Origin of the sequence: Paraburkholderia sp. BL23I1N1, assembly GCF_003610295.1 — a bacterium.
GTDB lineage: Bacteria > Pseudomonadota > Gammaproteobacteria > Burkholderiales > Burkholderiaceae > Paraburkholderia.
On the sequence record NZ_RAPV01000001.1, the window covers coordinates 5368860 to 5395478 of the forward strand.

The 26619-nt window shown below is 61.8% G+C and carries 25 protein-coding genes; 16 read left to right on the forward strand and 9 right to left on the reverse strand.

Features of this window, described 5'->3' with window-relative positions; translation table 11 throughout:
* Window positions 1–5: 5 nt before the first annotated feature.
* Entirely contained in the window at window positions 6–1355 is a 1350-nt protein-coding gene (locus tag B0G76_RS25085; protein ID WP_120294900.1) for a DUF2325 domain-containing protein, read from the reverse strand.
* Window positions 1356–1487: 132 nt separating this feature from the next.
* On the opposite strand from B0G76_RS25085, the gene B0G76_RS42995 reads away from it, so the two are divergent.
* The 4 genes from B0G76_RS42995 (at window position 1488) to B0G76_RS25110 (ending at window position 5268) form a co-directional block, all read left to right on the forward strand.
* Window positions 1488–1715: a hypothetical protein gene (locus B0G76_RS42995; RefSeq protein WP_183082140.1), complete on the forward strand. Its 228-nt coding sequence runs from the start codon at window positions 1488–1490 to the stop codon at window positions 1713–1715.
* 837 nt (window positions 1716–2552) lie between these two features.
* Window positions 2553–3032 carry a nuclear transport factor 2 family protein gene (locus B0G76_RS25100; RefSeq protein ID WP_120294902.1) on the forward strand — a complete coding sequence of 160 codons (480 nt, stop codon included), beginning with the start codon at window positions 2553–2555 and terminating at the stop codon, window positions 3030–3032.
* A gap of 88 nt (window positions 3033–3120) precedes the next feature.
* Window positions 3121–3999 carry a 2OG-Fe(II) oxygenase gene (locus B0G76_RS25105; protein WP_120294903.1) on the forward strand — a complete coding sequence of 293 codons (879 nt, stop codon included), beginning with the start codon at window positions 3121–3123 and terminating at the stop codon, window positions 3997–3999.
* 399 nt (window positions 4000–4398) lie between these two features.
* Complete coding sequence (locus B0G76_RS25110; protein ID WP_120294904.1) at window positions 4399–5268, forward strand: 2OG-Fe(II) oxygenase; 870 nt, start codon at window positions 4399–4401, stop codon at window positions 5266–5268.
* Window positions 5269–5380: 112 nt separating this feature from the next.
* On the opposite strand, the gene B0G76_RS25115 is transcribed toward B0G76_RS25110, so the two are convergent.
* From B0G76_RS25115 to B0G76_RS25125, 3 genes are all read right to left on the reverse strand, one after another.
* The gene (locus B0G76_RS25115; protein WP_120294905.1) at window positions 5381–5815 is read right to left on the reverse strand and encodes a GNAT family N-acetyltransferase; all 435 of its coding nucleotides are present in this window, start codon (window positions 5813–5815) and stop codon (window positions 5381–5383) included.
* A 90-nt stretch (window positions 5816–5905) separates the two neighbouring features.
* Complete coding sequence (locus tag B0G76_RS25120; RefSeq protein WP_120294906.1) at window positions 5906–7342, reverse strand: MFS transporter; 1437 nt, start codon at window positions 7340–7342, stop codon at window positions 5906–5908.
* 346 nt (window positions 7343–7688) lie between these two features.
* Window positions 7689–8570, reverse strand: a complete 882-nt coding sequence (locus B0G76_RS25125; RefSeq protein WP_120294907.1) for an oxaloacetate decarboxylase — start codon at window positions 8568–8570, stop codon at window positions 7689–7691.
* A gap of 203 nt (window positions 8571–8773) precedes the next feature.
* Here B0G76_RS25125 and prpR point away from each other — a divergent pair, with 203 nt between their 5' ends.
* The 4 genes from prpR to B0G76_RS25145 all read left to right on the forward strand — a co-directional run bounded on the left by prpR (window position 8774) and on the right by B0G76_RS25145 (window position 14979).
* The gene (gene prpR / locus B0G76_RS25130; protein ID WP_120296790.1) at window positions 8774–10738 is read left to right on the forward strand and encodes a propionate catabolism operon regulatory protein PrpR; all 1965 of its coding nucleotides are present in this window, start codon (window positions 8774–8776) and stop codon (window positions 10736–10738) included.
* Between the two features lie 148 nt (window positions 10739–10886).
* Complete coding sequence (gene ahpC / locus B0G76_RS25135) at window positions 10887–11450, forward strand: alkyl hydroperoxide reductase subunit C (protein ID WP_054035375.1); 564 nt, start codon at window positions 10887–10889, stop codon at window positions 11448–11450.
* Between the two features lie 153 nt (window positions 11451–11603).
* Window positions 11604–13199: an alkyl hydroperoxide reductase subunit F gene (ahpF, locus tag B0G76_RS25140; RefSeq protein WP_120294908.1), complete on the forward strand. Its 1596-nt coding sequence runs from the start codon at window positions 11604–11606 to the stop codon at window positions 13197–13199.
* Between the two features lie 625 nt (window positions 13200–13824).
* Window positions 13825–14979, forward strand: a complete 1155-nt coding sequence (locus tag B0G76_RS25145; RefSeq protein ID WP_120294909.1) for an alkane 1-monooxygenase — start codon at window positions 13825–13827, stop codon at window positions 14977–14979.
* Between the two features lie 88 nt (window positions 14980–15067).
* Here the strand turns inward: B0G76_RS25145 and B0G76_RS25150 are convergent, their stop codons facing one another.
* Both B0G76_RS25150 and B0G76_RS25155 read right to left on the reverse strand, forming a co-directional pair.
* Window positions 15068–15481, reverse strand: coding sequence for a DoxX family protein (locus B0G76_RS25150; RefSeq protein WP_120294910.1), 414 nt, complete (start codon window positions 15479–15481; stop codon window positions 15068–15070).
* Between the two features lie 99 nt (window positions 15482–15580).
* Window positions 15581–16306 (reverse strand): pirin family protein, encoded by a 726-nt coding sequence (locus tag B0G76_RS25155; protein ID WP_120294911.1) that lies wholly within the window; start codon window positions 16304–16306, stop codon window positions 15581–15583.
* A 135-nt stretch (window positions 16307–16441) separates the two neighbouring features.
* Between B0G76_RS25155 and B0G76_RS25160 the strand changes: the two genes are divergently transcribed.
* The 3 genes from B0G76_RS25160 (at window position 16442) to B0G76_RS25170 (ending at window position 18448) form a co-directional block, all read left to right on the forward strand.
* A complete protein-coding gene (locus B0G76_RS25160) occupies window positions 16442–17320 on the forward strand; it encodes a LysR family transcriptional regulator (RefSeq protein ID WP_120294912.1) in 879 nt (292 codons plus the stop codon).
* Window positions 17321–17448: 128 nt separating this feature from the next.
* Window positions 17449–17745, forward strand: coding sequence for a helix-turn-helix domain-containing protein (locus tag B0G76_RS25165; RefSeq protein ID WP_259460719.1), 297 nt, complete (start codon window positions 17449–17451; stop codon window positions 17743–17745).
* A 52-nt stretch (window positions 17746–17797) separates the two neighbouring features.
* The gene (locus B0G76_RS25170; RefSeq protein WP_120294913.1) at window positions 17798–18448 is read left to right on the forward strand and encodes an IS630 family transposase; all 651 of its coding nucleotides are present in this window, start codon (window positions 17798–17800) and stop codon (window positions 18446–18448) included.
* Between the two features lie 405 nt (window positions 18449–18853).
* On the opposite strand, the gene B0G76_RS25180 is transcribed toward B0G76_RS25170, so the two are convergent.
* On the reverse strand, window positions 18854–19870 hold the full coding sequence (locus B0G76_RS25180) for a 1-aminocyclopropane-1-carboxylate deaminase (protein WP_120294915.1): 1017 nt from the start codon (window positions 19868–19870) through the stop codon (window positions 18854–18856).
* A 160-nt stretch (window positions 19871–20030) separates the two neighbouring features.
* Here B0G76_RS25180 and B0G76_RS25185 point away from each other — a divergent pair, with 160 nt between their 5' ends.
* The 4 genes from B0G76_RS25185 (at window position 20031) to B0G76_RS25200 (ending at window position 23355) form a co-directional block, all read left to right on the forward strand.
* Window positions 20031–20621, forward strand: coding sequence for an Lrp/AsnC family transcriptional regulator (locus B0G76_RS25185; RefSeq protein ID WP_259460720.1), 591 nt, complete (start codon window positions 20031–20033; stop codon window positions 20619–20621).
* 135 nt (window positions 20622–20756) lie between these two features.
* Window positions 20757–21269 (forward strand): peptide-methionine (R)-S-oxide reductase MsrB, encoded by a 513-nt coding sequence (gene msrB, locus B0G76_RS25190; protein ID WP_120294916.1) that lies wholly within the window; start codon window positions 20757–20759, stop codon window positions 21267–21269.
* Between the two features lie 19 nt (window positions 21270–21288).
* Entirely contained in the window at window positions 21289–22032 is a 744-nt protein-coding gene (msrA, locus tag B0G76_RS25195) for a peptide-methionine (S)-S-oxide reductase MsrA (RefSeq protein ID WP_120294917.1), read from the forward strand.
* A 417-nt stretch (window positions 22033–22449) separates the two neighbouring features.
* Window positions 22450–23355 (forward strand): MipA/OmpV family protein, encoded by a 906-nt coding sequence (locus B0G76_RS25200; RefSeq protein WP_120294918.1) that lies wholly within the window; start codon window positions 22450–22452, stop codon window positions 23353–23355.
* Window positions 23356–23380: 25 nt separating this feature from the next.
* On the opposite strand, the gene B0G76_RS25205 is transcribed toward B0G76_RS25200, so the two are convergent.
* Together B0G76_RS25205 and B0G76_RS25210 are read right to left on the reverse strand one after the other, a co-directional pair.
* Window positions 23381–24262: an alpha/beta fold hydrolase gene (locus B0G76_RS25205; protein ID WP_120294919.1), complete on the reverse strand. Its 882-nt coding sequence runs from the start codon at window positions 24260–24262 to the stop codon at window positions 23381–23383.
* A gap of 32 nt (window positions 24263–24294) precedes the next feature.
* Window positions 24295–25521 (reverse strand): MFS transporter, encoded by a 1227-nt coding sequence (locus B0G76_RS25210; protein WP_120294920.1) that lies wholly within the window; start codon window positions 25519–25521, stop codon window positions 24295–24297.
* 107 nt (window positions 25522–25628) lie between these two features.
* Here B0G76_RS25210 and B0G76_RS25215 point away from each other — a divergent pair, with 107 nt between their 5' ends.
* Window positions 25629–26519, forward strand: coding sequence for a LysR family transcriptional regulator (locus B0G76_RS25215; RefSeq protein WP_120294921.1), 891 nt, complete (start codon window positions 25629–25631; stop codon window positions 26517–26519).
* Window positions 26520–26619 lie beyond the last annotated feature (100 nt).

Sequence of the window (26619 nt, forward strand, 5' to 3'; positions counted from 1 at the left end):
AGCGCTCAGCCGTGGCGCAGGCAAAACGCAGAGGGCGGTGGATTGCCCAACTGGGCAACCTGCTCGGGGCGCAGTCGGTCCACCAATTCGACAAAGCTCGCCACGCTCGCCGTGCGCAACGGGTGGTAGTCGATCTGATGACGCTCGCACACTCTTTTGAGCGTATTCATCGAATCGAGATCGACGCAGTCGACCGGAAACGCGACGATGTCAGCGCCTGGCAACGCAGCGGTAAGCAGACCTTTACGATCTTCCACGCCGCCGTCATGCACCAACAGATCACCGCCGGCAGCCTCCACCAGTCGCTTGAGCGCGGCATTCGAGCCAGGGCGGCCGCCCACATACACAATCCGTTTGCCGCGCAGGCTCTCGAGGCTGGCTTGCCGCGTCTGTGCGCTATCGCTGTGGGCTGCATCCACCGTTGCGCGTTCCAGCACATCGCATTCGCTTTGCACCTGTTTGAGAAGCGCCAAGGCCTGATCGCGGCTCTTGCGTAACGCGAGCGCCGCGCCTTGTTCCTGCAGCGCACGCTGTTCAGCGGCTTCACGTCGGCTGGTATGCAACGCCACCCGCTGGTCGGTGTCGGTCAGCTTGTCGCGCAGCCTTGAGATCCCGGCTTCGAGATCGGTGGGATCCGTCGGGGTCTGGCGCGTGGCAAGGGCGGTGAGTTGCGCGATCTGCTCGTTGAGCGCGGCGATCGACGCGTCGCGCTGCATGCTTATTTCCTGCAAGCGGCGTTGCTGCCGCTCGACTTTCTCCTTCAATTCGGCGTTTTCCGCTTCGAGCGCGACCAGCCTGCGGATGTCCGCGCGATTCGCCGCGCCGACCAGATGCGACAGCATGTGCAATTCGCCGAACGCTTTCTGGCGCACGTACAAGGTCGCGTACGGATGCGTCATCAACGCCCAGTAAGCCGGTGGAATATCACCGTTCTTCAGCGCTTCGTCCCAGAGTTTCAGCAGATCGACGTCGTCGGCGGCTTTCTCGAAGCGACGGATCGCTCCCGCATAGCGCTCGTCGAGCAGCTTGTGCAGGGCTTTGGCGCCGGCGCCGCCATCGATCGCGAGTTCGACGGCCGAGTGATGAATCTCCAGATCGCTCGCGTCCCGGCTGTCGAGGCCGGTGAACTTAGGCACCAGCTTGCGCAGTTCGTGCGTGCTGAGACAGGTGCCGATGATCGAGCAATGCAGTTGGCCATCGAGCTCGTCGAGGCGCGCGCGCCGTTTGGTATTCGGGAACGATACCTTGGCGGGCGTGCAGCACGGGTCGGCCGCGCGCAAGCCGGTGCCGGCCAACTCGTCGCTGGACAGTTTGAGACGCGGGGGCTGGGCGAGACGAAACGGGGGCGTGTGCATGAGGACCTCGAATCCGGTTCTGGCGTCAGGTTGACTGAATGTGCGTGCGGGACACGCGCGCCATGCAGGTGGAGCTGGCGATATATTCGCGACGATATAACGATGGACAAATGAAAACGTTCATATCCGGCAATGACGATCGAGAACATGCCCAACGCACAGACCGATAAAGGCCATGTCGAGCCGTTCGAGCTCCGCCACCACCTTGCGCAATGCGGCCAGGTCGTTGCTAAGCGCGTCCGAGAAAATCGCGTCGCGAAGCTGCTCGGCCGAGCGCGCCTCTTCGATCGAGGCTTTCAGATCGCGCAGACGGACGAAAGCCGCCGCCTTGGCCTGTTCGGCAAGGATCGATGCAACTGATTCAACGAATGCGGACCCGAGGTGCCCACCGAGGCGAAGTTCAATTGATCGTCCGTCAGCATCAGCACGAAGCGCTGCACGCTGCCATAAAGGCGCCTGTAAGCATCGACAACATCGCGGATCAGTTCGGCGCGGCCGCGTTCAGACGCCAACTTCACCGCGACGATGGCCGACGAAAGCCCTGTCGGGAGGCGTCCCGCCGGGTTGGATGAGGTCGATCGCAAGGTGGATTGCGAAGTGGAACGCGGTGTGGATGGCGATATAGATGGCGATGTAGGTGGATTACGCACCGCTGCGGGCTCCTGCTGGTTTGTTTCGCTTCGTCGTACGCGGATGCGGGGCGAGCCGCCGCGCTCCACGAGAGCATACCGTGATATTCAACAGGATATAACGAAAGGCGGCGCGAGTGTTGCGGAGGCGGTTTTACCTGCTTCGCGCGAACCCGGGAAACGCCCGCACGGCCGGCGCCTGTTCGAACTTTCGAAAGGCAATGGCGTTTTCCGATATCGTGTACGGTTTATGCGCGCTCAAACCTCGGTGCGCGCTACTTTCCGGGTCGTTTTCCGAGCGGCCACGCACAAACACAAGCACAAACACAAGCACAAGCACAAGCACAAGCACAAGCACAAGCACAAGCACAAGCACAAGCACAAGCACAAGCACAAGCACAAGCACAAGCACAAGCACAAGCACAAGCACAAGCACAAGCACAAGCACAAGCACAAGCACAAGCACAAGCACAAGCACAAGCACAAGCACAAGCACAAACACAAACACAAACACAAACACAAACACAAACACAAACACAAACACAAACACAAACACAAACACGAGACCATGAGCCATCCCAACACCGAACTGATCGAGCGGTTTTACACCGCGTTCCAGCAGCGCGACGCCGAAACAATGGCCGCCTGCTATGCCGACGATGTGGTCTTCAGCGATCCGGCCTTTGGCGAACTGCGCGGCGAAGAGGCGCGCGACATGTGGCGTATGCTGGTGTCGCGCGCGCAGGACTTCTCGCTGACGTTCGACAGCGTCGAAGCCGATGAGCGCAACGGCCGCGCCCACTGGGTGGCCGGTTACACCTTCAGTCAGACGGGCCGCACGGTGGTCAACCGCATCGACGCCCGTTTTGCGTTTCGCGAGGGCCGCATCGTCGAACACCGCGATACCTTCGACCTTTGGCGGTGGGCCCGTCAGGCTTTGGGCACGAAGGGCGCGCTGCTCGGCTGGACGCCTTTCGTGCAGCGCGCAATCAGGGCGCAGGCGAGAAAAGGCCTCGACCTGTACCGGCGCCGGCAGCGCCGCACGTAGCCGGTCAGCCCGGCGAAAACCGCCCAGCCTTGCTATGAGCCGTCCAGTTGATGCAGTATTTCGTGAGATGAACAAGCGGGGGAGTTCGATGCCGGTCGTAGATGCGTCATGGGAAGCGTGGCTGAGCAGCAATGTCGAGCGCGGTTGCAGCATCGACTCGATGATCGATGCAATGGTGCAAGCCGGTTTCGCCACGCAAGCCGCGCGCGCGGAAGTGCACAAAGCGTTCGGCATGAGCCCGCCGGACGCCGGGAGCTCGCCGCCGGTCGCGACTGAGGCCGCGCTGGTCAAAGCCGGGCCGCAAACCTACCAGTACGACTCGCCGCCCGTCGCGCGCGGCAATGTGATCCGTGCGGACGATCGCGACGTCCGCGTATTGATGCGCTGCGAGCGGCCGCAGGTGATTGTGTTCGCCGATGTGCTCTCGCCCGACGAATGCGACGAGATGATCGAGCGGTCGCGTCACAGGCTGAAACGCTCGACCACGGTCAATCCCGAGACGGGCAAGGAAGACGTCATCCGCAACCGCACCAGCGAAGGTATCTGGTACCAGCGCGGGGAAGACGCGTTCATCGAAAAGATGGACCGCCGTATTTCGAGTCTGATGAACTGGCCGGTCGAAAACGGCGAGGGGCTGCAGATTCTGCACTACGGCACGACCGGCGAATATCGCCCGCACTTCGACTATTTTCCGCCCGATCAGGCCGGCAGTGCGGTGCATACCGCGCAGGGCGGCCAGCGCGTGGCGACCCTCGTGATCTATCTGAACGACGTGCCCGACGGCGGCGAAACGATTTTCCCGGAAGCGGGATTGTCAGTCGCGGCAGTCAAGGGCGGTGCGGTGTATTTCCGTTATATGAACGACCAGCGTCAACTCGATCCGCTGACCTTGCACGGCGGCGCGCCGGTGCTCGGCGGCGACAAATGGATCATGACGAAGTGGATGCGCGAGCGGGCCTACGGCTGAGGCGCTCGCTATTTGGCCGCGCGACGTGCGGCGGCTCCTTCCGCGGCAACGACTGACCGTTGCGTCAATGCGCTGCGCGCGCTGATGCACCCCACGCGCATGATTGCCGCGCCTGCCACGCTCCTGGCGAACATGGCGCTCCGATGACCGTGCTGCAACGGCTGCCGTCGATCAGTGCGATCTAGTCCGCCCAGGCAGGGGCGAGTAAGAAAATTCGTAGTTCGCGAAGCGTCGAATCCGATGCTAAATGCGTTTCAGCTAACGCCCATTTCCGAATCGTCGCGTGAAACGAAACGGGACGGCCACCTATCATCCTTTGCTTTGGTCAGCATCGCCGATTGGCCACGCGCCCGGTCCACGCATGCTGAGCGAGCGAACTCTGGATGTGGGACGAGACGTATGCATGTTGTAAATGATGCCGTGAAAACGTGGTTGAACAGTCATGTCGAGCGCGGCTTTAGCCCTGCGGCGTTGGTGGATGCCATGGTGGGTGCCGGCTTCGAGTCCGAACTCGCGCGAACCACGGTGAACGCTTCGTTCGAAGCAGCAGAAACCGCTCGCGCGGAACTTGCAGCCGTGCCATGCGGCGTCGAGGCGGCCGCAGGCGAATACCGCTACGATCCGGTGCCGGTTGCGGCGGGCAATGTGATTCGTGCTTATGATCGCGACGTCAAGGTGCTGATGCGCTGCGAACGGCCGCAGATCGTCGCGTTCGCCGACGTGATGTCGGACGAAGAGTCCGATGAGATGATCGAACGGTCGCGTCCCCTGCTCAAGCGGTCAACTACCGTCAATCCTGAGAACGGTTCGAACGACGTGATCTCCAATCGCACGAGCGAAGGCGCCTGGTATCACCGAGGCGCGGACCCGTTCATCGAGCGGCTCGAAAAGCGCTTTGCCGGTTTGATGAACTGGCCGGTCGATCACGGTGAAGGGCTGCAGGTGCTGAGGTATGGGGTCGGCGCCGAGTATCGGGCGCATTTCGATTATTTTCCGCCGTCGCAGACGGGCAGTGCCGTGCACATGACGCGCGGCGGGCAGCGGGTTGCCACGCTGGTTTTGTATCTCAATGACGTGGCCGCTGGCGGGGAGACTTTTTTCCCCGATGCGGGCGTGTCGGTCGCCCCGAAGCGGGGTGGCGCTGTTTATTTTCGCTACATGAATGGGGCGCAGCAGGTCGATCCTTTGAGCTTGCACGGGGGCGCGCCGGTTCTGGACGGCGAGAAGTGGATCATGACCAAGTGGGTCAGGGAAGGGGTTTTTGTTTAGTGCGCCCGGCGTTCCAGAACCTTCTGGATCTGGCGCGCTGGTTTCCGTTCACCCATCCCACACTTCGTTTATCGTCAACCGGCGGCCCAATCACTCTTCGCGTGCACTCCGCTCAAGCCGTCTTGTAGACGTCGGGGTTATGCACTTCCATATAGCGCTCGGGCGTCGTCAGTTCCTTGAAGCCATGCGGCTTGTACACGTGGTGAGCGTCGCTCGTCACCAGCACGATTCGGCGCAAACCGGTCAGCGACGGGCTGGCGAATACGTGCTTCATCAACGCCGACGCGACTCCCTTGCCGCGGTACGTCGGCAGCACAAAAACATCGCACAGGTAGGCAAAGGTCGCCTGGTCCGTTATCAGACGGGCAAAGGCGATCTGCTTGCCTTTGCTATACGCGCCGAAACATAGCGACCCCCCGATCGCCCGGTCGAACGTCTCGCGTGGCATGCCCTTCGCCCATGCGGTCTCCTGCGAAAGGAACGCGTAGACCGTCTCCATGTCGAGGTCGGCCTTGTTGCTCGAAATCGTCAACTCGCTTGCGTGCACCGCGTGTCTCCGCCTGTTCTGGTCAAGTATTCAAAGGTTGCAACTACTTCAACTCCCGCTTCAAACCGTTCCATTCAGCCCGGTTTGCGTTCAGCTTTTCGCCGGGTCCTCGACGCCACGGGAACCGCCGCCGATGCTCTGTCCGGCGTTGCCCGCGAGACCCAGGTAGCCGGTCACGGACAGCAGCGTCAGCACGCCGGCAAACAGAAACGCCAGGCGGAAATCGTCCAGGGTGAATACACGGCCGGTCGTCTCGCCGTTGAAAAACGCCGCCGCGCGCAGCGAAACGGCGCCGAAGGCAATGCCCAGGCCGATCGTCATCTGGGCGGCCGCGCTCCATAGCGTGCTCGCCGCGCTCATCTGCGGTTGCGCGACGTCGGCGTAGGCGAGGGTGGCAAGCGTCGAAAATTGCATCGAACGCGCGACGCCGTAAATGAACACGACGAACAACACCAGCACGAGTGGCACGTTCGGCGTCAACAGCCCGCAGGCAATGATGAAAACACCGGCCACGGCGACGTCGACGATCGACACCATGCGGAAACCGAAGCGTTGCAGGATGCGCGTGGTCAGCGCCTTCATGCCGAGGTTGCCGAGCGCGCTCGCGAGCAGCAACAGGCCCGACTTGAATGCCGACAACCCGAAGCCGACCTGAAACAGCAGCGGCATCAGATACGGCACCGCGCCAATGCCGATGCGCGTGAACGAGCCGGTCACCACCGTCACGGAAAAAGTCGGGATCTTCAGCGTGGAGACGTCGATCAGCGGATGCGGGTGACGCTTTGCGTGCTGGAACGCCACCACGCCCATCAGCAATCCGCCGGCGATAAGCGCTGCGGCCACCCAGGGATTCTCACCGGGCTGGCTTGCCAGTTCAGCGCCATACAGAATCGCGGTCAGCGTCGTGGCGCTCAGCAGGAGGCCGACGACGTCGAGCGGTTTGCGTTCGGCGCCGCGCAGGTTCGGCACCAGCGCGAGCGCAACGGCCATGGCGACCAGACCGAACGGCACGTTCAGCAGGAAGATCCAGCGCCACGATGCGTAGGTGGTGATGAAGCCGCCCACCGGCGGTCCAACCACCGGCGCGGCAATCGCCGGCCAGGTGATGGTCGAGATCGCCTGCATCATGCGGCTCTTCTCTGTGTTGCGGACCACGATCAACCGCCCGACCGGCACCATCATCGCGCCGCCTATGCCCTGCAGCAGCCGCGCGGCCGTAAATTCAGTCACGTTCTGCGACAAGCCGCATAACACCGAGGCCACCGTGAACACCCCGATCGCGCTGAAGAACACCGTACGCGAGCCGCAACGGTCGGCGACCCAGCCGCTCGCCGGGATAAAAATCGCCAGCGCCAGCATATAAGCCGTCATGCCGAGGCTCAGGCTGTTCGGACCGACGCCGAACGAGTGCGCCATCTGCGGCAGCGCGGTCGCGATCACCGTGGTGTCGAGATACTCCATGAAGAAGGTGGCGGCCACGATATACGGCAGCCAGCCGACGTGCGAATTGCGCGTGCCACCGGTCATTGCACCGTCCCCGGCACCTTGCCGTTGCGGGTGGTTTCGATCACGCCGCTAGCGTGCCGGCATGGCTCGCGCATTTCTGGTGATTTCATGTTCTTGCGACAACCTTTCGTAAGCGTGTTTCCGGCGCCCCTCAGTAGACGTGCAACGAGGTCGCGGCCTGTTTGGCGTCAGCGGAGCCATGCGGGACTGGCCAAATCGTAGCCGTCATGTCTCGACCGTCACCGCGTAGCCGCTAATGCCGCATCGTAACGCAACATTTCGTGGCACACAGCGGAGGCGGGCACCACGCGGCAACACGTCGATCGTCGCGCGCGGGACCCGCCTGAAACACGGTTTTTCTTGCCGCTCAGTCCTTCGCCGCGTATTCCCGATCGAGCTTGTCGTACAGCGGCTTGTTCACGAGGCGCTGGCGTTCGCTGAAGGGGGCAACCAGGGTCGCGTCTTCATCGAGGCGGCCATTGCTCTTCAGCGTGCCGAGCGCGCGCTGCATACCGAGGACCGCGCCTTGCAGCGCCGCGTTCGCGTACAGGACGATGCCGTAGCCGAGTTTGCCGAGCGCTTCGCGCGATTGCACCGGTGTCTTGCCGCCGATCACGATGTTGATCAGTTGCGGCTTGTCGAACAGTCCCGGCAAACGCTCGATGTCGGCAAGCGACTCGGTCGCTTCGATAAAGAGAATGTCCGCGCCGGCTTCGATGAAGCGATGGCCGCGCTCGATCGCGTCTTCAATGCCGTGGACCGCCGCCGAATCGGTGCGCGCCATGATCTGCAGATTGCCGTCTTCGCGGGCATCGACGGCCGCGCGGATCTTGCCGACCATCTCGCTCGCGCTGACCACTTCCTTGCCCGAGAAGTGGCCGCATTTTTTCGGCATGACCTGGTCTTCGAACTGGATCACGTCGGCGCCGCTGCGCTCCAGCACGCGCACGGTCTGGCGCACGTTCAGCGCGTTGCCGAAGCCGGTGTCGGCGTCGACGATCAGCGGCAGCGCGACCGCGTCGCGAATCCGCGCGCAATGTTCGGCGACTTCGGCAAGGCCAATGAAGCCGAGATCGGGCAAGCCGAGCGACATGTTGGTGACGCCCGCGCCCGTGATGTAGATCGCTTCGAAGCCGGCGTCTTCAATCACTCGCGCGCTCATGGCGTTGAAGGCGCCCGGCACGAGCAGGCCCTGGCGTTGGTTGACTTTGGCGCGGAAGGCGGCGCGGCGGGTAGCGGAAGTGGTCATGGCTGTGTGTCTCCGGATAGGAAGTGAGTGGTAGAACGCCGGACTGTATGCGCAGGAAGCGTGCCATTCGTCGGCACTCAGAATTTGTGCCGAATAATCAATTGGTTAGGCAAAAAGGGGCTGACGTTGCGGTTCATGGCAAAATGTCAGTGCGTTCCATGAAACGTTTCATGGAACGTTCCTGCTACAAGCGGAGCGTTGCAATGTCCACTTTCACGTCGTCCCTCGCCATCCCCGATCCCGGCCGCCCAGGTGTCGCATTGGTGAGTATCAGCCGGTTGCAATCGCTTTGCGAGACAGTCGCGCCGCGATACACCGGGCGCGCCAGGTTTTTTTCGGTCCGGGAAGGCTACGGCGCCGCCGTGACGGCCCTGCAGGCCTATGTGGACGCGGGCTCGGTCGACGTCGTGCTGGCAGCCGGATCGAACGGCGCCTACTTGCGCGACAACCTGAGCGTGCCGGTGGTCATGGTCAAGGTGAACGGGTTCGACGTGCTGAGCGCGATCACCCGCGCTACGACGACCTGGCCCGGCGCACAGATCGGCCTTGTCCTGCACGAAACCATCGCGCACGAACTCGCGGACCTGAGCGCGTGGCTGAAGGTCGGCCTGAAGCAGCGGGCCTACCGCTCGATCGACGAAGTGCGGCTCGCGGTCAACAATCTGGCGGCCGAAGGCTGCAGCGTGATCATCGGCCCCGGCATGGCCTGCGACCTCGCCCAGCAGGCCGGCCTTGAGAGCGTCTTTCTGTACTCGCTCGGCGCGGTCGAAGAGGCGTTCGAGCGCTCGGTCGAGCTGGCGCGCGTGAGCCGACAGAAGGAATCGAAGCGGGTGCGCCTGAACACGATCGTCGCTCATCTGCGCGACGGCGTGGCCGCCTTCGACGACGCCGGCCAACTCGAAGCCGTCAATCCGGCCATGCTCGATCTGCTCGGACTCGACCGCGAACAGGACATCCCGGCGCAATTGACACGCGCCGTCGGCCCGTTGCTGCGCGAGACGCTCGAGCATGACATGCCGGTTGAAGAGCGCATCGAGCAGATCGGCGGCCGCGCGCTGATCGTCAATTGCGTGCCGATCGTCGAGCAGGGTCTGCGCTCGGGCTCGGTGGTCACGGTGCAGGACGCGCTGGTCGCGCAACGGATCGACCGCTCGCTGCGCACGAATCAGCGGCCGAAGCATCTGGTCGCGCGGCACCATCTCGACGATCTGATCGGCAACTCGGTGGCGCTCGAACGGGTGCGGCGGCTCGCGCGCGCAGGTGCGGCGCACGACGCCACCGTGCTATTGAGCGGCGAAAGCGGCACCGGCAAGGAACTGGTCGCACAGGGCATCCACACGGCCAGCCGGCGGCGCGGCAATCCGTTTGTCGCCTTCAATTGCGCGGCGCTCCCAGAAGGGCTGATCGAAAGCGAACTGTTCGGCCATGAGGAAGGTGCGTTCACCGGCGCGCGCCTCGGCGGCAAGCCGGGCCTCTTCGAAATCGCCCATACCGGCACGATTTTTCTCGACGAAATCGGCGAGATGCCGGCGGCGCTGCAAAGCCGGCTGCTGCGCGTGTTGCAGGAGCGTGAAGTCATGAAGCTCGGTGCCGGGCGCGCGACCCCGGTCGACGTGCGAGTGATTGCCGCCACGCATCGCGACCTGCACGCGCTGGTCGAGCAGGGCGTGTTTCGCGCGGATTTGTACTTTCGTCTGAACCTGCTTCAGATAGCCTTGCCGCCGCTGCGCGAAAGGCGCGGCGATGTCGCGCAACTGGCGCGGCACTTGTTGAATCGCAGCGCGCTCCAATATGGACTGTCGGGTGCCGCGCTCGAGCGGGTGCTGACATTCCTCACGCCCTTGTTCGAGCACTATGCGTGGCCCGGTAATGTGCGGGAGCTGGAAAATCTGCTGGCGCGCGCTGCGATTTATCTGAGCGATCCGGCGGGCGTTGGCGGGCAGGACCTGCAGGCGGTGTTTCCGGAATTCGGGCGGATGCGGCAGAGGGTCGCGGACGTGCAGGGCGCGGTGGCCCAGGTCCACGCCAATGGGGACGCCCCAGTTCGTCACTCACCCACCCGCGAGGATGTCATGCACGCCCTCGAACAGGCAGGCGGCAACCGCGCTGCAGCAAGCCGGGCACTGGGAATCGGCCGCACAACCCTTTGGCGGCTCATGAAGGACTGAGCCCAGGATTGGTGCGGTGCAATAGCCGTCGGTCGGCATCAGAATAGCAATAAACTATCGAAATAATTGAAACACACCACTTTACCTATTAAGCGGTGTCTGACATACTGACTCCACTTTCCAACCACCCTGAAAGAGGACTCAGTAAATGCCGATCATCAACAGTCAAGTCAAACCGTTTAAAGCACAGGCCTATCACAACGGCGATTTCCAGACCGTCACTGAAGAAAGCCTGAAGGGCAAGTGGTCGGTTTTCGTTTTCTACCCGGCCGACTTCACGTTTGTCTGCCCGACCGAACTGGGTGACCTGGCCGATCGTTACGCCGAATTCAAGAAGCTCGGCGTCGAAATCTACAGCGTGTCGACCGATACGCACTTCACGCACAAGGCATGGCACGACACGTCGGACACGATCCAGAAGATCAAGTACCCGATGATCGCTGATCCGACCCTGGCCATCTCGCGCAATTTCGACGTGCTGATCGAAGAAGAAGGTCTGGCACTGCGTGGCACGTTCGTGATCAACCCGGAAGGCGAGATCAAGCTGGCCGAAATTCACGACAACGGCATTGGCCGTGACGCCGGCGAACTGCTGCGCAAGGTGCAAGCTGCGCAATACATCGCGGCTCACCCGGGTGAAGTGTGCCCTGCCAAGTGGACGCCGGGCGCTGAAACGCTGACCCCGTCGCTCGACCTGATCGGCAAGATCTAAGGTCTAAAAGCCTCACGCAGTAAGCGCCTCACGGCGTATCGCCGCGCGGACCGCGTCTTACAGCGGTTCGTGCGCCCCCGGGCTGTGCGCCTCCTATCCGGATGCGTGCGGTGCCCGGGACCTAACACCCCTCGTCACGGAATCGAAAAAGCCATGCTGGACGCCAATCTCAAGACGCAGTTGAAATCCTACCTCGAAAAAGTTAGCAGGCCTATCGAGATCGTCGCCTCGCTCGACGACGGTGCGAAATCGCAGGAGCTGCTGGCGTTGCTGAGCGATATCGCGACGTTGTCGGAGCGCGTCACCGTGATCGAACGCCGCGGCGACAGCGAGCGCAAGCCGTCGTTTTCAATCGGCGAGCCGGGCAAGCAAACGGGTATCCGTTTCGCCGGTATTCCGATGGGGCATGAATTCACGTCGCTCGTCCTCGCGCTTCTGCAGGTCGGCGGCCATCCGGTCAAACTCGACGACGCGGTGATCGGACAGATCCGCGGTCTCGACGGCGACTATCAATTCGAAACGTATTTTTCGCTGTCATGCCAGAACTGCCCGGAAGTGGTCCAGGCACTGAACGTGATGGCGCTGATCAACCCGCGCATCCGTCACGTGGCGATCGACGGCGCGCTGTTCCAGAACGAAGTCGAAGCGCGCCAGATCATGGCGGTACCGACCATGTTCATGAACGGCGAAGTGTTCGGCCAGGGCCGCAGCGGCGTGAAGGAAATCCTCGCGAAGCTCGACACCAATGCCGGTGAGCGTGCGGCTAAGGAACTGGCGAAGAAGCCGGTGTTCGATACGCTGATCGTCGGCGGCGGCCCCGCGGGCGCGGCTGCGGCGATTTACTCGGCGCGCAAGGGTATTGCCACGGGTGTGGTGGCGGAACGCTTCGGCGGCCAGGTGCTCGATACGCTGGCGATCGAGAACTTCGTCTCCGTGACGGAAACGGAAGGACCGAAGTTCGCGATGGCGCTCGAACAGCACGTGAAGAGCTACGAAGTCGACATCATGGACGTGCAGCGCGCTGAAGCGCTGATCCCGGGCCGCATCAACGAGGTGCGTCTGGCGAACGGCGCGGTGCTGAAGGCGAAGACCATCATTCTGGCAACCGGTGCCCGCTGGCGCGAAATCAACGTGCCGGGCGAGCGTGAGTACCGTAACCACGGCGTGGCGTACTGCCCGCACTGCGACGGTCCGCTGTTCAAGGGCAAGCGTGTGGCGGTGATCGGCGGCGGCAACTCGGGCGTCGAAGCGGCGATCGATCTCGCGGGCATCGTGCGTGAAGTGACGCTGTTCGAATTCGGCGCACAACTGCGTGCTGATGAGGTGCTGCAACGCAAGCTGCGCAGCCTCGCCAACGTGACGATTGTCACGCAGGCACAGACCACGGAAATCACCGGCGACGGCAAGAAGGTCAACGGTCTGGTCTATAAGGACTTGCGTTCTGGCGAAGCGAAGAACATCGAGATCGAAGGCGTGTTCGTGCAGATCGGCCTCGTGCCGAACACCGAATGGCTGAAGGGCACGGTCGAGTTGTCGAAGCACGGCGAGATCGTCGTCGATGCACGCGGCGCGACGTCGGTGCCGGGCGTGTTCGCCGCCGGCGACGTGACCACGGTCCCGTTCAAGCAGATCGTGATTGCAGTGGGCGAGGGCGCGAAGGCATCGCTCTCCGCGTTCGATCACCTGATCCGCAGTAGCGATACGGACGAAGTGGTGAGCGAAGCAGAAGTGGCCGAAGCGGCAGTGTGATGTGCTTGTTTGAGTAGTGAATGGCGGGACGGCGGCCTTCGGGCCGCCGTTTTTGTTTCTGATGGGACCGGACCTGCTTTTGAGCGGGCTTTTTTTCGGGCTAAGCGATGGCTGAGACCACTGTGTCTGTCAGGGCAATCCGACTCACGCCGGCCCGCCACAAAAACCAACGGCTGCCGTTCGGCAGCCGTCGCATGCGGGATCCTCTATTCACCTTGCGGCGAAATTTCCACTCCAGGTGGAACCCGGTGACCCGGGCGGCGCTACGTTTTTCACACCCGCTCGTACGTAGTTTTGAGCGGTAATCATATGAAGTTGGTCAGTCGCGGTCAAGCAGCCGACGGTTCGGCACGCTGCAGCAGGCGGAACCCCAGGCCAGGCTACAACTCGCAGACAGCATGAATTGCAGCCTAAACACCCGTTTCATTCACCCGCTCGACGCCCATCCCCCATACCGCCCCAACGGCCCCGTTGTTTGGAGCCTCCCACCTAGGCCAATTCCTTGGCTAACCCGCCCGTCAAGCCATATAAATCTGGGAGCCGGACAAGGTTCTGGCGGCATGCGTACTGGCTGGCAAGCGCACAGCTTGCCGATACCAGGCGACATAAAACAAGGAGGGAGACAATGGCAACATCGCAAGCGGCCCCCGCGCGGTGGGTCGACGGCAAGCGCTATCTGTGGTTGCTCGGTGCGCTCACCATCACCTTGCCGCTGCACGCCGCCAATCTGGCGTTGCAGACCGGCTGGCATATTTTCTGGTGGTTCGGGCCGATTTTCGTGTTCGGCATTATCCCGGTGCTCGACTACCTGATCGGTGACGATCCGAGCAATCCCCCCGAGGAAGTCGTCCCCACGCTCGAACGGGAGCGTTACTACCGCCGCGTGGTCTACCTCGCCACCTTCATCGAATACGTGTCGTTCTTTGGCGCGCTGTGGATCGTCGGTACGCATGCCCTGGCGTGGTACGACTATCTCGGCTTTGCGCTTTCGCTGGGCGCGGCGACCGGCGTGTCGATCAATACCGCGCACGAGCTCGGCCACAAGACCGACGGCTTCGAACGATGGCTCGCCAAGATCACGCTGGCGCCGGTCGCCTACGGTCATTTCTTCGTCGAACATAATCGTGGACACCATGTGCGCGTGGCGACGCCCCCCGATCCGGCGAGCGCGCGCTACGGCGAATCGTTCTGGCTTTTTTTGCCGCGCACGGTGTTCGGCAGCATCGCGTCGGCGTGGCGTCTCGAGAAACACCGGCTCGAACGCCTTGGCAAATCGCCCTGGACATGGCGCAATGAAGTCCTGCACGCGTGGGCCATGACGGCGGTGCTGTGGGGCGCGATGATCGCGCTGTTCGGCAAGACGGCGATTCCGTTTCTGCTGATTCAGGCGGCGTATGGCGCCTCACTGCTCGAGGTGGTCAATTATCTGGAGCACTACGGGCTCGGCCGAAAACAACTCGCGAGCGGCCGTTATGAGCGTTGCCAGCCGCAGCACTCGTGGAACAGCAATCGCATCGTGACGAATCTGTTTCTGTACCAGTTGCAGCGTCACGCCGATCATCATGCAAACCCGACGCGCTCTTACCAGGCGCTGCGTCATTTCGACGGCGCGCCGCAATTACCCTCCGGTTACGCGACGATGATCATGCTCGCGTACGTGCCGCCTCTGTGGTTTCGCGTGATGAACCCGCGCGTGGTCGCGCACTATCAAGGCAATATGGCGCAGTCGAATGTCCGGCCGGCCATTCGTGAGCGCGTGCTGGCGCAGTTTGCCGGCTAGCGTGGATCGCTTCACGCAATGAAAAAGCCGCCTGGCGAAATGCCAGGCGGCTTTTTTTACGAGCTTGTCGAACACTCGTAGCGCGGCTTTAACGACGGTCGATCGAATACTTGCCAGGCCCGGTCACGCACAACAATAGCAGTCCACCCATGATGCTGACGTTCTTGTAGAAGTGGATCAGGTTGTCGTACTGCACCGCACCCGTCATGTTCCAGTAGTGGTGGCCGATGATCGCCGTGGCGAGCGTATAAAGCGCCAACAGCAACGCCAGCGGCCGCGTGTAGAAGCCCACCAGCAGCGCAATGCCCACAACAAACTCCATCACGACGGCGATGATCGCCGACAACTCAGGAATCGGCGCGCCGCTCGACGCCATATAAGCGACGGTGCCGGAAAAGCCGGTCAGCTTCGACCAGCCGAACGTGATGAACAACACCATCAACAGGATGCGGGCGACGAGAACGGCTGCGTCTTTCTGGTTTTCAAATAGCGTATAGCGCATGATTTTTCTCAATAGGTAAGGATGGGTGCGGCTCGCCGCAATCTTCGCGGCGAGCCATGCTTAAGTAAATCGCTCAAGTAAGCCGGTTAAATAAGCCGCTTAAGCCCAGAACTCCGACATTTCGATGTTACGCAGATCGAACACCAGCACTTCCGCATCGTGACCTTGTGTGAAGGTCAGGACTTTTTCGTCGCGGACCCGCGCGCCGTCGCCTTCGCCCAACTCGACGCCGTTCACGGCGACGCTGCCGCGCGCCACTTGAATATACGCGTAACGATTACTGGCCAGTTCGAGCCGCGCAGTTTCGTCACCGTCGAAAAGACCGGCATAGACCCGCGCATCCTGTTGCAGCACCAGCGAGTCGTCCGCACCGTCCGGCGACAACACGAGGCGCAACACGCCGCGTTTCTCGTCCGCACCAAAGTGACGCTGCTGATAGCGCGGCGTGGTGCCTTTCTGCCCCGGTGCAATCCAGATCTGCATGAAGTGCACGGGGTCGCTCTTCGAATGGTTGTACTCGCTATGCGCGACACCGGTTCCGGCGCTCATCAACTGGATGTCGCCAGGCACGATCACCGAACCGGTGCCCATCGTGTCCTTATGTTCCAGCGCGCCTTCCAGCACGTACGAAAAGATCTCCATGTCGCGATGCGGGTGCTTGCCGAAACCTTGGGCCGGTGCGACGCGGTCGTCGTTGATCACGAGCAGGTCGGAAAAGCCGTTCTGCTTCGGATCGTGATAGCTCGCGAAAGAAAACGTATGACGCGAACTGAGCCAGCCGTGCTCCGCGCGGCCGCGTTGATTGGCGTGTCTGATATCGAGCATCGTATTTCTCCTTGGTTCTGTTGTGCGATCCGGCCAGAAGTTTGTCCGCGATCCATGAATGACAGTGTAGGTCAATCAGGATGGATATAATCGTGTGTAAACAGGAAACACTGTCTCTTTGAGGTGGACAATACGATGCAACTCGATGATATGCGGATATTCGTCGCCACGGTCGACGCCCATAACTTCACGGCAGCGGCCAAGCGGCTTGCGTTATCGAAGCAGTTCGTCAGCCGGCGCGTCATGGCGCTGGAAGAGGCGCTTGGCGTGCAGTTGCTGATCCGCAATACGCGTAAGCTGGCCGTGACTGAACTCGGTCAGGAGTTTTATGAGCGTGCGCGGCGCATTCTTGGCGAGGTGGAAGACGCCGAACAGGCGATGTCGCTGCGCCGCGCCGGGCCGCGCGGGCTGTTGCGGGTCAGCGCGCCGATGTCGTTCGGGATGATGCATTTGTCGCCGTTGGTGGCGAGTTTCCTGCGCGAACATGGGGACGTGCGCTTCGATATGGAGTTGAGCGATCGAACCGTCGACGTGGTGGGTGAGGGGTTCGATATGGCAATCCGGATCGGAACGTTGCAGGATTCGACGCTGATCGCGCAGAAGCTCGTCGATGTCAGGATGGTGGCGTGTTGTAGTCCGGGGTATGTGCGGCGGCGGGGCGCGCCTTTGCATCCTGCCGATCTGGTGCGGCATTCATGCTTGCTGTATGGGCATGGTGGGGCTGTGAGTTGGGATTTTGTTGTTGATGGTGTTTTGAAAGGGTTTGAAGTGCGTGGGCCGCTGCGGGCTAATAATGGGGAATTGGTTAGGGATGCTGCGGTTGCTGGGTTGGGGATTGTTCGGCTTCCTGATTTTATTGTTGCTGAGGCGCTTGGTCGTGGGCAGTTGGTGACTGTATTGGAGGAGTTTTTGCCTTCGGCGGCTACGGTTTATGCCGTTTATCCGCAGCATCGGCAGAGTTCGGTCACTATTCGGGTTTTTGTGGAGTTTTTGAGGGGGAAGTTGAGGGTTTGATTTTTTTTGCCTTCGCGGCGCTTTGTTTGTTTGCCTGGGGTGTTGGCCTTTCCTTGCTTTGTTAAGTGTTCCTGGTCATCCGATTTGAATTCCGCTAACCTGGCGCCTTCATGAGGCTGGGGTAGCGGATGAGGTGCGTTGTAGAACTGAGCGAAGCCGAGGAACTGACATTGCAGCAGTTGTCGATCAACCACCGTTACCGGGATACGCGCACGCGTGCAGCTGGCCTGCTGAAGCTGGGGCGTGGGATCAGGCCGCAGGCGATTGCCGAACAGTTCGGCGTGAGTGCCCAGAGCGTCTACAACTGGTTTCACGCGTGGCGTGAAAGTGGCATATGCGGCCTGATGGGCGGTCACTGCGGCGGCCGCTGCTGTCCGAAGCCCAGATCGCGGTGGCCCTTGAGATCGCGCGGACCGAGCCACTGACCTTGGTACGTATTGCACAGCGAGTCGAGGCCGTGCTCAACGAACCACTGCCATGCAAAATCGAAACGCTCGGCGAGGCGCTCAAGCGCAGCGGCTTCTCGTTCAAACGCAACCGTTTCTCGCTCAAAAAAAGCGCAACGAAGAAGCGTTCGCCATGAAGCAGGCCACGCTCGCGAAGCTCCAGCGGGCTGTACGAGACAAAGTCGTGCGACTGCTGTATCTGGACGAGGCCGGCTTTCATGGATCGCCGCCGGTGCAGCGTAGCTGGTCACCGCGAGGCTTGCCCCATCAGGTCGAACCAAATCATCATTGCCGTCGCAGCGTGATCGGCGCGCTGGACTTCGGCGAAAACACGCTGATCCACGCCGCACATAGCGGGACTATCAAAGCCCCGAATGTCGAGCACTTCATCGACGGCGTGCTTGCGCGCGCCGCCAGTATGCCCACCGTGATCGTGCTGGACAATGCGAGCATCCATCACGCTATCAGCGAGGCAACGCGGCAACGCTGGCTGCTTGAACATAAGACCGTCCTGTTTTATCTGCCTGCGTACAGTCCCGAACTGAACATGATCGAGATCGTCTGGCGGCACCTGAAATATCGATGGCGTCGAGCCCTCACCTGGACACGCGAAACCATCGGCACCGAACTTACAGCACTGCCAAGCAGATACGGTCAAGATTTTCAAACCGATTTTTCGTGAATACTTAGTGGTCTATTAGCGTTGCCCCTGTGCGGGGCGGCACCTACTTCTCTTTGCCGGCCGCAAAGAGTAGGCAAGAGAAAGCGGCTCAAACCGCTAACTCTTAAGCGGGTCCCCCGCGCAGCCACGGTAGTGGTGCATCTGGAATCCGTGCCCTCGCACACTCCGCGCGAGTGACAAGGCCGTCATTCTTCCGGCGGCGCTGCGCGCGCCGATGCGTCGTTCAAAAAGCGCCTGCTGCGTTCGAGTCTTCGGGGCGGTCAGGTCCACGCTATTTCGCGGAGCGGCGACGGACTTTGTTGCGGTAGGCTTATCGCTCTCCGCTTTGTGCCGTGCGGTGTGCATCGGCCGTTGCTCGCCGCACGTCGATCGTCAATGGTCGCTCGCTCACGTGCTTCTCGCTGCTTACCCGTCCCGGAAAATGAAGCTGTAGGCGTTCAGTGCCGGTACGCCGCCCAAGTGCGCATACAACACCCGCGAACCCTCCGGGAATTCGCCGTTTCGCACCTTGTCGATCATGCCGTGCATCGATTTGCCCTCGTAGACGGGGTCGGTCAGTACGCCCTCGAGTCGCGCACACAGGCGGATCGCTTCCAATGTTCCTTCGTTCGGTAAGCCATACTCAGGGCCGCCGTAACGCTCGTCCAACACCACGTCGTCGGCCGTGATGTCGCGGGCGAGGCCCACTTTTTCCGCGGTTTGCTTCGCGATTCGCGTGATCTGCTCGCGCGTCTTGGCCGGTTTCGCCGAGGCATCAATGCCAATGACGCGCTCGGCGCGTCCGTCGGCGGCGAAACCCACGATCATGCCGGCCTGGGTGCTGCCCGTCACGGAACACACCACGATGTAGTCGAATTTGAAGCCGAGTTCGGCTTCCTGCTGACGCACCTCTTCAGCAAAGCCGACGAAGCCAAGGCCGCCCAGTGGATGGTCCGAACACCCCGCCGGGATCGCGTACGGCTTGCCGCCCGCAGCGCGCACGCTCTCCAGTGCATCCTCCCAACTCTTGCGAAAACCAATGTCGAAGCCGTCAGCCACCAGTCGGACGTCAGCGCCCAGAATGCGCGACATCTGGATGTTGCCGACCCGGTCGTACACGGCGTCCGAATAGTTGACCCAGTTCTCCTGCACCAGCACACACTTCAACCCCAAATGCGCAGCGACAGCCGCAACCTGGCGGGTCTGGTTCGACTGAATCCCGCCAATCGACACCAACGTGTCACAACCCTGCGCCAAGGCCTCGGGAATCAGATACTCAAGCTTGCGCGTCTTGTTGCCGCCAAACGCAAAACCGCTGTTGCAATCCTCGCGCTTCGCATACAAATGCACCTTGCCGCCCAAGTGGTCGCTCAAACGCTTCAGCGGCTGGATCGGCGTAGGCCCGAAAGTCAACAGGTAGCGAGGGAATCGTTGCAGGTTCATGGCAGCTCCGAAATGTTAGGTCCGGCGCGACCAGCAAACCATCGCGCTAAATAAATAGTAGGGAAAAGCGCTAGAAATGAGCTTGCAAAGAAATTCCGTCCAGCATACTTTTAATAATATTCGGCGGAAATTTGCCTAACAAAAATCCGATTTGAAGCCAATGAACGCAAGAAAAGTTAGCAGCACGCAGGTCAAGACGGACGTAACCGATCCTGCAACCGCTGCAACCGCCGCCGCCACAACCGCGCCTGCAACCGCCACGACAACCCCAACCTCGAAATCCGACCCTCATCACCCGCTCGATCGCATCGACCGGGCGATCCTGCGGCAACTGCAAACCGACGCGTCAATCTCGAACGTCGCGCTCGCGGCCAAAGTCAAACTGAGTGCGCCGGCGTGTCTGCGGCGCGTCGAGCGGCTAAAGGAATCGGGGCTGATTCGCGGGGTCGTGGCGTTGATCGACCCGAAAGCAGCCGGGGCGGGCATGCTGGTCATCATCGGCGTGGTGCTGGACCGGTCCACGCCGGAGTCATTCGCGGCGTTCGAAAAAGCGGCGCAGAAGGTGGCGGGGTGCATGGAATGTCATGTCGTGACCGGCGAGTTCGACTATTTCATGACGATCCGTACCCGCGATAGCGACAGCTTCAATCGTCTGCACGCTGAGCAGTTGCTCTACCTGCCAGGCGTGCGGCAAATCCGCTCGTTCATGGTGCTCAAGGAAATCCTGTCGACCACGAAATTTCCGCTGTAACCGCCGCCGTGAGCCAAAAAGACGCGCATGCTGTCATAAATCGCCGGGCCGGCCGACTAAGTGTCGGGACCACTCGCGGGCGGCATATTCAGCGCCTGAACGGGTGAACGGTACGGACTTTCCGGGACGATCATCATGGCTTGCAGCAGACGGACTTTCTTCAGGTTAATCGGTGCGGCGTCGCTAGCCGGCGGCACCGCGGCATGGCGCACGGCAAGCACGGCGGAGTTGGGCGCGGCAGCGGCCTACGAGGTCGTGCACAGCGACGCGGAATGGCACAAGCTCCTGACCGAGGCGCAGTACCGCGTGCTGCGCGACGCGGGCACGGAGCGGCCATTCAGCAGCCCGCTCAACGACGAGCACCGCGTCGGCACATTCGCGTGCGCCGGTTGCGCGCTGCCGCTGTTTTCGTCGAAGACGAAGTTCGATAGCGGCACCGGCTGGCCAAGTTTCTGGCAGCCGCTGGATCACGCTGTCATCACGCGTACCGACAAGTCGTTCGGCATGACGCGCGACGAAGTCCTGTGCCGGCGCTGCGGCGGCCATCTGGGGCACGTATTCGACGACGGGCCGAAACCGACCGGCCTGCGCTATTGCATGAACGGCCTCGCCTTAACTTTCGCGCCCGCCTCGCGCGGCACGAGCTGATCGAATCAGGACGCACATCATGAACATCGAGAAACGCATCATCGGCAAACCGGCCCGCTCGCGCAAAGCGGCCCTCGCGCTTTCGGTCGGGCTCGGCGCACTGGCGCTGCTGCTGGCGCAACGCATGGCCTTCTCGTCGGAAGCCGGGGTTGTCATTGCGCCGCCCGCAGTCGACGAGCAGGTCTCCGCCGCGACCGCGCATGAAGAAACCGCCGTGTTCGCGGGCGGCTGCTTCTGGGGCGTGCAGGGCGTGTTCCAGCACGTGCGGGGCGTCACGAAGGCCGTGTCGGGTTATTCGGGCGGCCAGCGCGACACGGCTCAGTACGAGACCGTCAGTGGCGGCGAGACGGGTCATGCGGAATCCGTGCAGGTCACGTTCGACCCCACCAAGGTCACCTACGGGCAGTTATTGCAGGTCTATTTCTCGGTGATTCAGGATCCGACCGAGTTGAACCGGCAAGGGCCAGATAGCGGCACGCAATACCGTTCGGCGGTGTTTCCGCTGAATGACACGCAGCGGCATGTCGCGCAAAGCTACATCGCGCAACTCGATAAGGCACACGCCTTCCCGGCGCCGATCGTCACGAAGGCGGAGCCGTTCAAGGGCTTCTATCCTGCCGAGTCATATCACCAGAACTACCTGACGTTGCATCCGAACTCCGCGTATATCGCAATCAACGATATGCCGAAGGTCGCCAACCTGAAGCGTCTGTTCCCGAACCTCTATCGCGACAAAGCAGTGCTGGTCGAAGCGGCACAGTAAAACGGCTTACGCCGCACCAGCGGCAAGCTTCCCTGTCCGACGCCGCATCGCGCGGCGCCGGACATTTTTTTGTGGCTGTATTCTGCCTGTCACCATCGCCACGGCATGCTTGCGAGCGTCCGTCGGTCTGTCCTTTCGTTGTCTCGATCCGAACCGGCTCTCCGGCGACCAGGCCCGCATTTTGCACGTGAGCGTGCGTTTGCGAGCCTTTTGATCATCTCTGTTCGTACGAATGCCCAATTTGCGGGGCTGCATCGGGTTCGGTCGGTGCCTTTTTCCGGGCAATGCGTGTCGTCTGCTGAAAGAATTACATGCCGCGCGTAGCAATGCGGCGGTCACCCGGATGTTTTGCAATCCATTGCGGACATCGGATGAGAACCCAAACCCCTTCGCGATACGCGAGAACGGAGGCTTCTGGTGTTGATCAGCCGTAGAAAACGGATCGGCAGGATTCGCAATAAACAAACAGGCATCGCGGCAGCATCTTTGGCCGCCGTGACCCTCGGAGCTATCGGAGGGTTGGGCGTTCTGCCGGGTTCGGCCCTGGCCCAAACCCCTTCGCCATTGGGCGAGTGGCAATACTCCGTGGGCATTCCGCTGCAGAAGATGTGGCAGGCGAATATTCCGGACTGGCAGGTGCGCGTCGGCGCGGCGACATCGTTCCAGCCGCGTTACGAGGGCTCCGACCGGTATCACGTGGTGGCCGGTCCGAGCATCGACGTGCGCTACAAGGACCTGTTCTACTTTTCGAGCGGCGAGGGCCTTGGGGTCAACTTCGCGCAAGGGCAGAACTGGCGCGCGAGTCTCGGGGCCGTCTACGATCTCGGACGTCGCGGTCATGACGATCCGCAGGAGTTGAACGGCCTTGGCAACATCAATCAGGCGCCGGGCCTCAAACTCTCCGGAGAATATGTCGTCTCGAAGGATTTCCCGCTCGTGCTGCGCGCCGACGTGCGGCGCTATTTCGGCGGCTCGAACGGCTGGATCGGCGATCTCGGCGCTTATATGCCACTGCCGGGCAGCACGCAAAAATTCTTCTGGTTCGCCGGGCCGAACGTGACAGTTGCGGACTCGAACTACATGAATAGTTGGTACGGTGTGAATCAGACTCAGGCAGCGCACTCGCAATACTCGCAGTATCACGCGAGCGCCGGTTTCAAGTCGGTGGGTTTCGGCGTTAGCATGGTGTGGCTATTCGACAAACACTGGTTTGCTACTGCCGACGGCGCATTCGAAGAACTGGTCGGCAGCGCGGGCAATAGCCCGATTACGCATAGCAGGGCCACCGGCGTTGCCGATGTCTCCATCAACTATCGGTTCTGATGCCGAGTTTTGCGTTTTTTGCGTTTCAGCTTTGGGACAGCCGCACATCAAGAAACTGAACCATCAACGCCGCAACCTGATCGACGGCTTCATCCAGCACAAAGTGCCCGCCTTCAAGCAGGTGTACCTCAGCGCCAGGAACATTGCGGCGATACGCGTGGGCGCCTTCCACTTCGAATGAAGGATCGTACTTCCCCCACAGCACCAGCATGGGGGGCTGACGTTCTTCCAGATACCGCTGCCACAATGGGTACCGCTCGACATTCGTCCGGTAGTCATAGAAGAGCTCAGTCTGAATATCGATCTGTCCGGGCTGCGATAAAAACGCGAACTCATCAGTCCAGGTATCCGGGTCGTAACGATCGAGATTCGGACTCCGCCCAACATGCCGTAACCGCGTTGCCTCGAACGAAAGGAGATTGGCGCGCAATGCCGCTTCATGTGCGGCACGATCGTTCCAGAAGGCCTTGCGCGTTTGCCATAACGGACCGAGACCCGCATCGTGCGCCACTGCGTTTTGCACCACCAACGCTTCAATCCGCTCAGGGTTCGAGAGCGCGAGTCGAAACCCCACCGGACCACCGTAGTCCTGCATGACCAGCGTATAGCGCGTCAGTCCCAGTGCATCGGCGAAACGCGCCATCACCTCGGCGAGGTGGTCGAACGTGTACTCGAATGCAGCGGGCGAGGGTGCGCTGCTGTGGCCGAAACCGGGGTAATCCGGCGCAATCAGGCGGTAATCCTGCGCGAGCAGCGGCATCAACGTCTCGTACATGCGCGACGACGACGGGAACCCGTGCAGCAGCAGAATCACAGGCGCATCGCGCGGTCCTGCCTCGCGATAAAAAATGTCGAGGCCGTCGATCTCGATGCTGCGATACCGTATTCCAGTGCGTGTGGATGTCATGAACAGGCTCCTTCAGTCGTTTGTAAGATCGGTCATGCGCCGCGCGAACTGTCGCGCAGATGCAGCGCCGCTGCCGCGGCGAAAAAACCCAATGCGGCCGCGCATACGCCCGGCCAACCCCAACGCGCGAGCGCCGGCCCGGCAACCGTGGCGCCTACCGCGCTGCCGACAAAAAAGAGCCCCGTATAGAGTCCATTCACCCGGCCACGCGATTCGGGCGCAAGCAGATTGATCGCGCGCCGGCCGAGCGCCTGATCGGCAACCACGCCGCCGTCGATAAAGAAGGCGGCCACGGCCAGCATCGCGATCGAGGCGGCGCGCGACACGCCCGAGCTCAACGCCAGCGCCGCCATCAGGGCTGCCGCGATGGCGAGCGCATGAGCGAGCAGGGTGGCGGGCTTCGACCAGCCCCTGTCGCCGGCCCGTCCCGCCAACGGTGCGATGAACACGCTGCCGCCGCCGGCCAGCGCGAACAAGGCGATCGACGTGCTGTTCAAACCGAGTGGCGCACGCGCCAGGACGATCGCCACGCTGCTCCAGAACGCATTGAAGCCGGCCATCAGCAGGCCCTGATACAGAGCCCGCCGGCGCAGCACGGGCTCATGCGCCAGCAACCGCGCCATCGACGCCAATAAGGCGGCATACGACGGCGCGTTCGCAGGGCGTGCATCCGGCAAACGCGGCACCACGGCGAGCGTGACGGCGGCGAGCAACAGGGCATCGGCCGCGTAAAACGCGCGCCAGCCCAATGCGCCGCCGATCACACTGGCAAGCGGCCGCGATAACAGAATGCCGAGCATCAAGCCGCTCATCACGTTGCCGACGACTTTGCCGCGCGAAGCCGGTGGCGCGAGCGATGCCGCCGCGGGCACCAGCATCTGCACGACGCTCGACGTCACGCCGACAGCGAACGAAGCCGCCAGAAACACCGATGCCAGCGGCGCGAACGCGGCGAGTGCGAGACAGGCGATCTGCGCGAACAATGTCGCGGCAATCAAGGGCCGATTGGGCAAGCGGTCGATCAGCGGGACGAGTCCGACGAGGCCGACCGCATAACCGAACAACGTCAATGCGGTGACGAGCGTGGTCCATGCGCCGAGGTGCAGCGAGGCATTGAGCGGGGCGATCAACGTTTGTGACGCATACAGGGGCAGCACGGCGACCGCGACCATCGCGGCAAAGCGCGCGGTCGGAACGCTGTGTGCCGGCGGCGTAGCCGCGCGGACTGCGGTCTGGCACTGGATCGAGGGAGAGTCCATTGTTGGGCTGGCCGTTAAATGAAGGTGAATCGATGCTACTCTCACGTTAGACAAACACAATTCGCACTGAATTGGATACATCCTCACGAAAAACGGGAGAATCGACGATGGATGCGTTGCGCGATCTGGAAACCCTGGTGGCAATCGTGGAGGAGGGCAGTCTGACGAGCGCCGCGCGCCGGCTTGGCCGATCGTTGCAGGCCGTCAGCCGGTCCCTGCAGGTGCTCGAGCGGGCGCACGGATCGACCTTGATCGTGCGGACCACGCGCACTTCGCAACCGAGCGCCGCCGGCATGCGTTTTTACGAACGCGTCAAAGGCGCGCTGACCGAACTCGAACTGGCGCGCACCGAACTTGCCGAGGAAGCGCACCGGCTCACCGGCCGATTGCTGATCAATGCGCCCACGCTGTTCGGACCGCAATTCGTCGCGCCACTTGCCGCGGAGTTTTTGCAGCGTCATCCGCAACTGGAGTTGTCGCTCGATCTGAGCGACGCGTATCGCGATCCGGCGGAGACCGGTGCGGACGTGACGATCCGCATTGGCGAAACGCCTGATTCACGGTTGGTCGCGCGCCGGATTGGCACGCTTCGGCGGGTGGTGTTCGCGGCGCCAGCCTATCTTGCCGAACACGGCAGACCGTCGCATCCGCGCGATCTGGCGAGACACGATTGTGTCGTTCGAACGGGGGTGCCCGATCCTGCGCGGTGGGCGTTTACGTCGTCCGACGGAAACGAGATTGCGGTGAACGTGGGCGGGCGCTTTGACAGCAATCAGGTGGCCGCGGTGAATGCCGGTGTGGTTGGCGGCATGGGGATCGGAATCGCCGCGTTTTGGCAGGTTCAGGAATGGGTCGAGTCAGGCAGGGCTGAGGTTTTGCTGGCGGATTTTCAGCTCACGCCTTTGCCGTTGCATGCGATGTGGGCGAGGACGCGGCGTTTGCCGCAACGAACACGTCTACTGGTCGATTTCCTGGCTGTCGAACTGGGAACGCTGTAGTTTTTCGTCCGCCGCACGGTTCGCGTGGGCCGCGGTGGCGTAAGTGGACTTCGCCGTGGAGGCAGAGCAGCGCGAGCCGAAATGCGCCGTTGTGCTACGC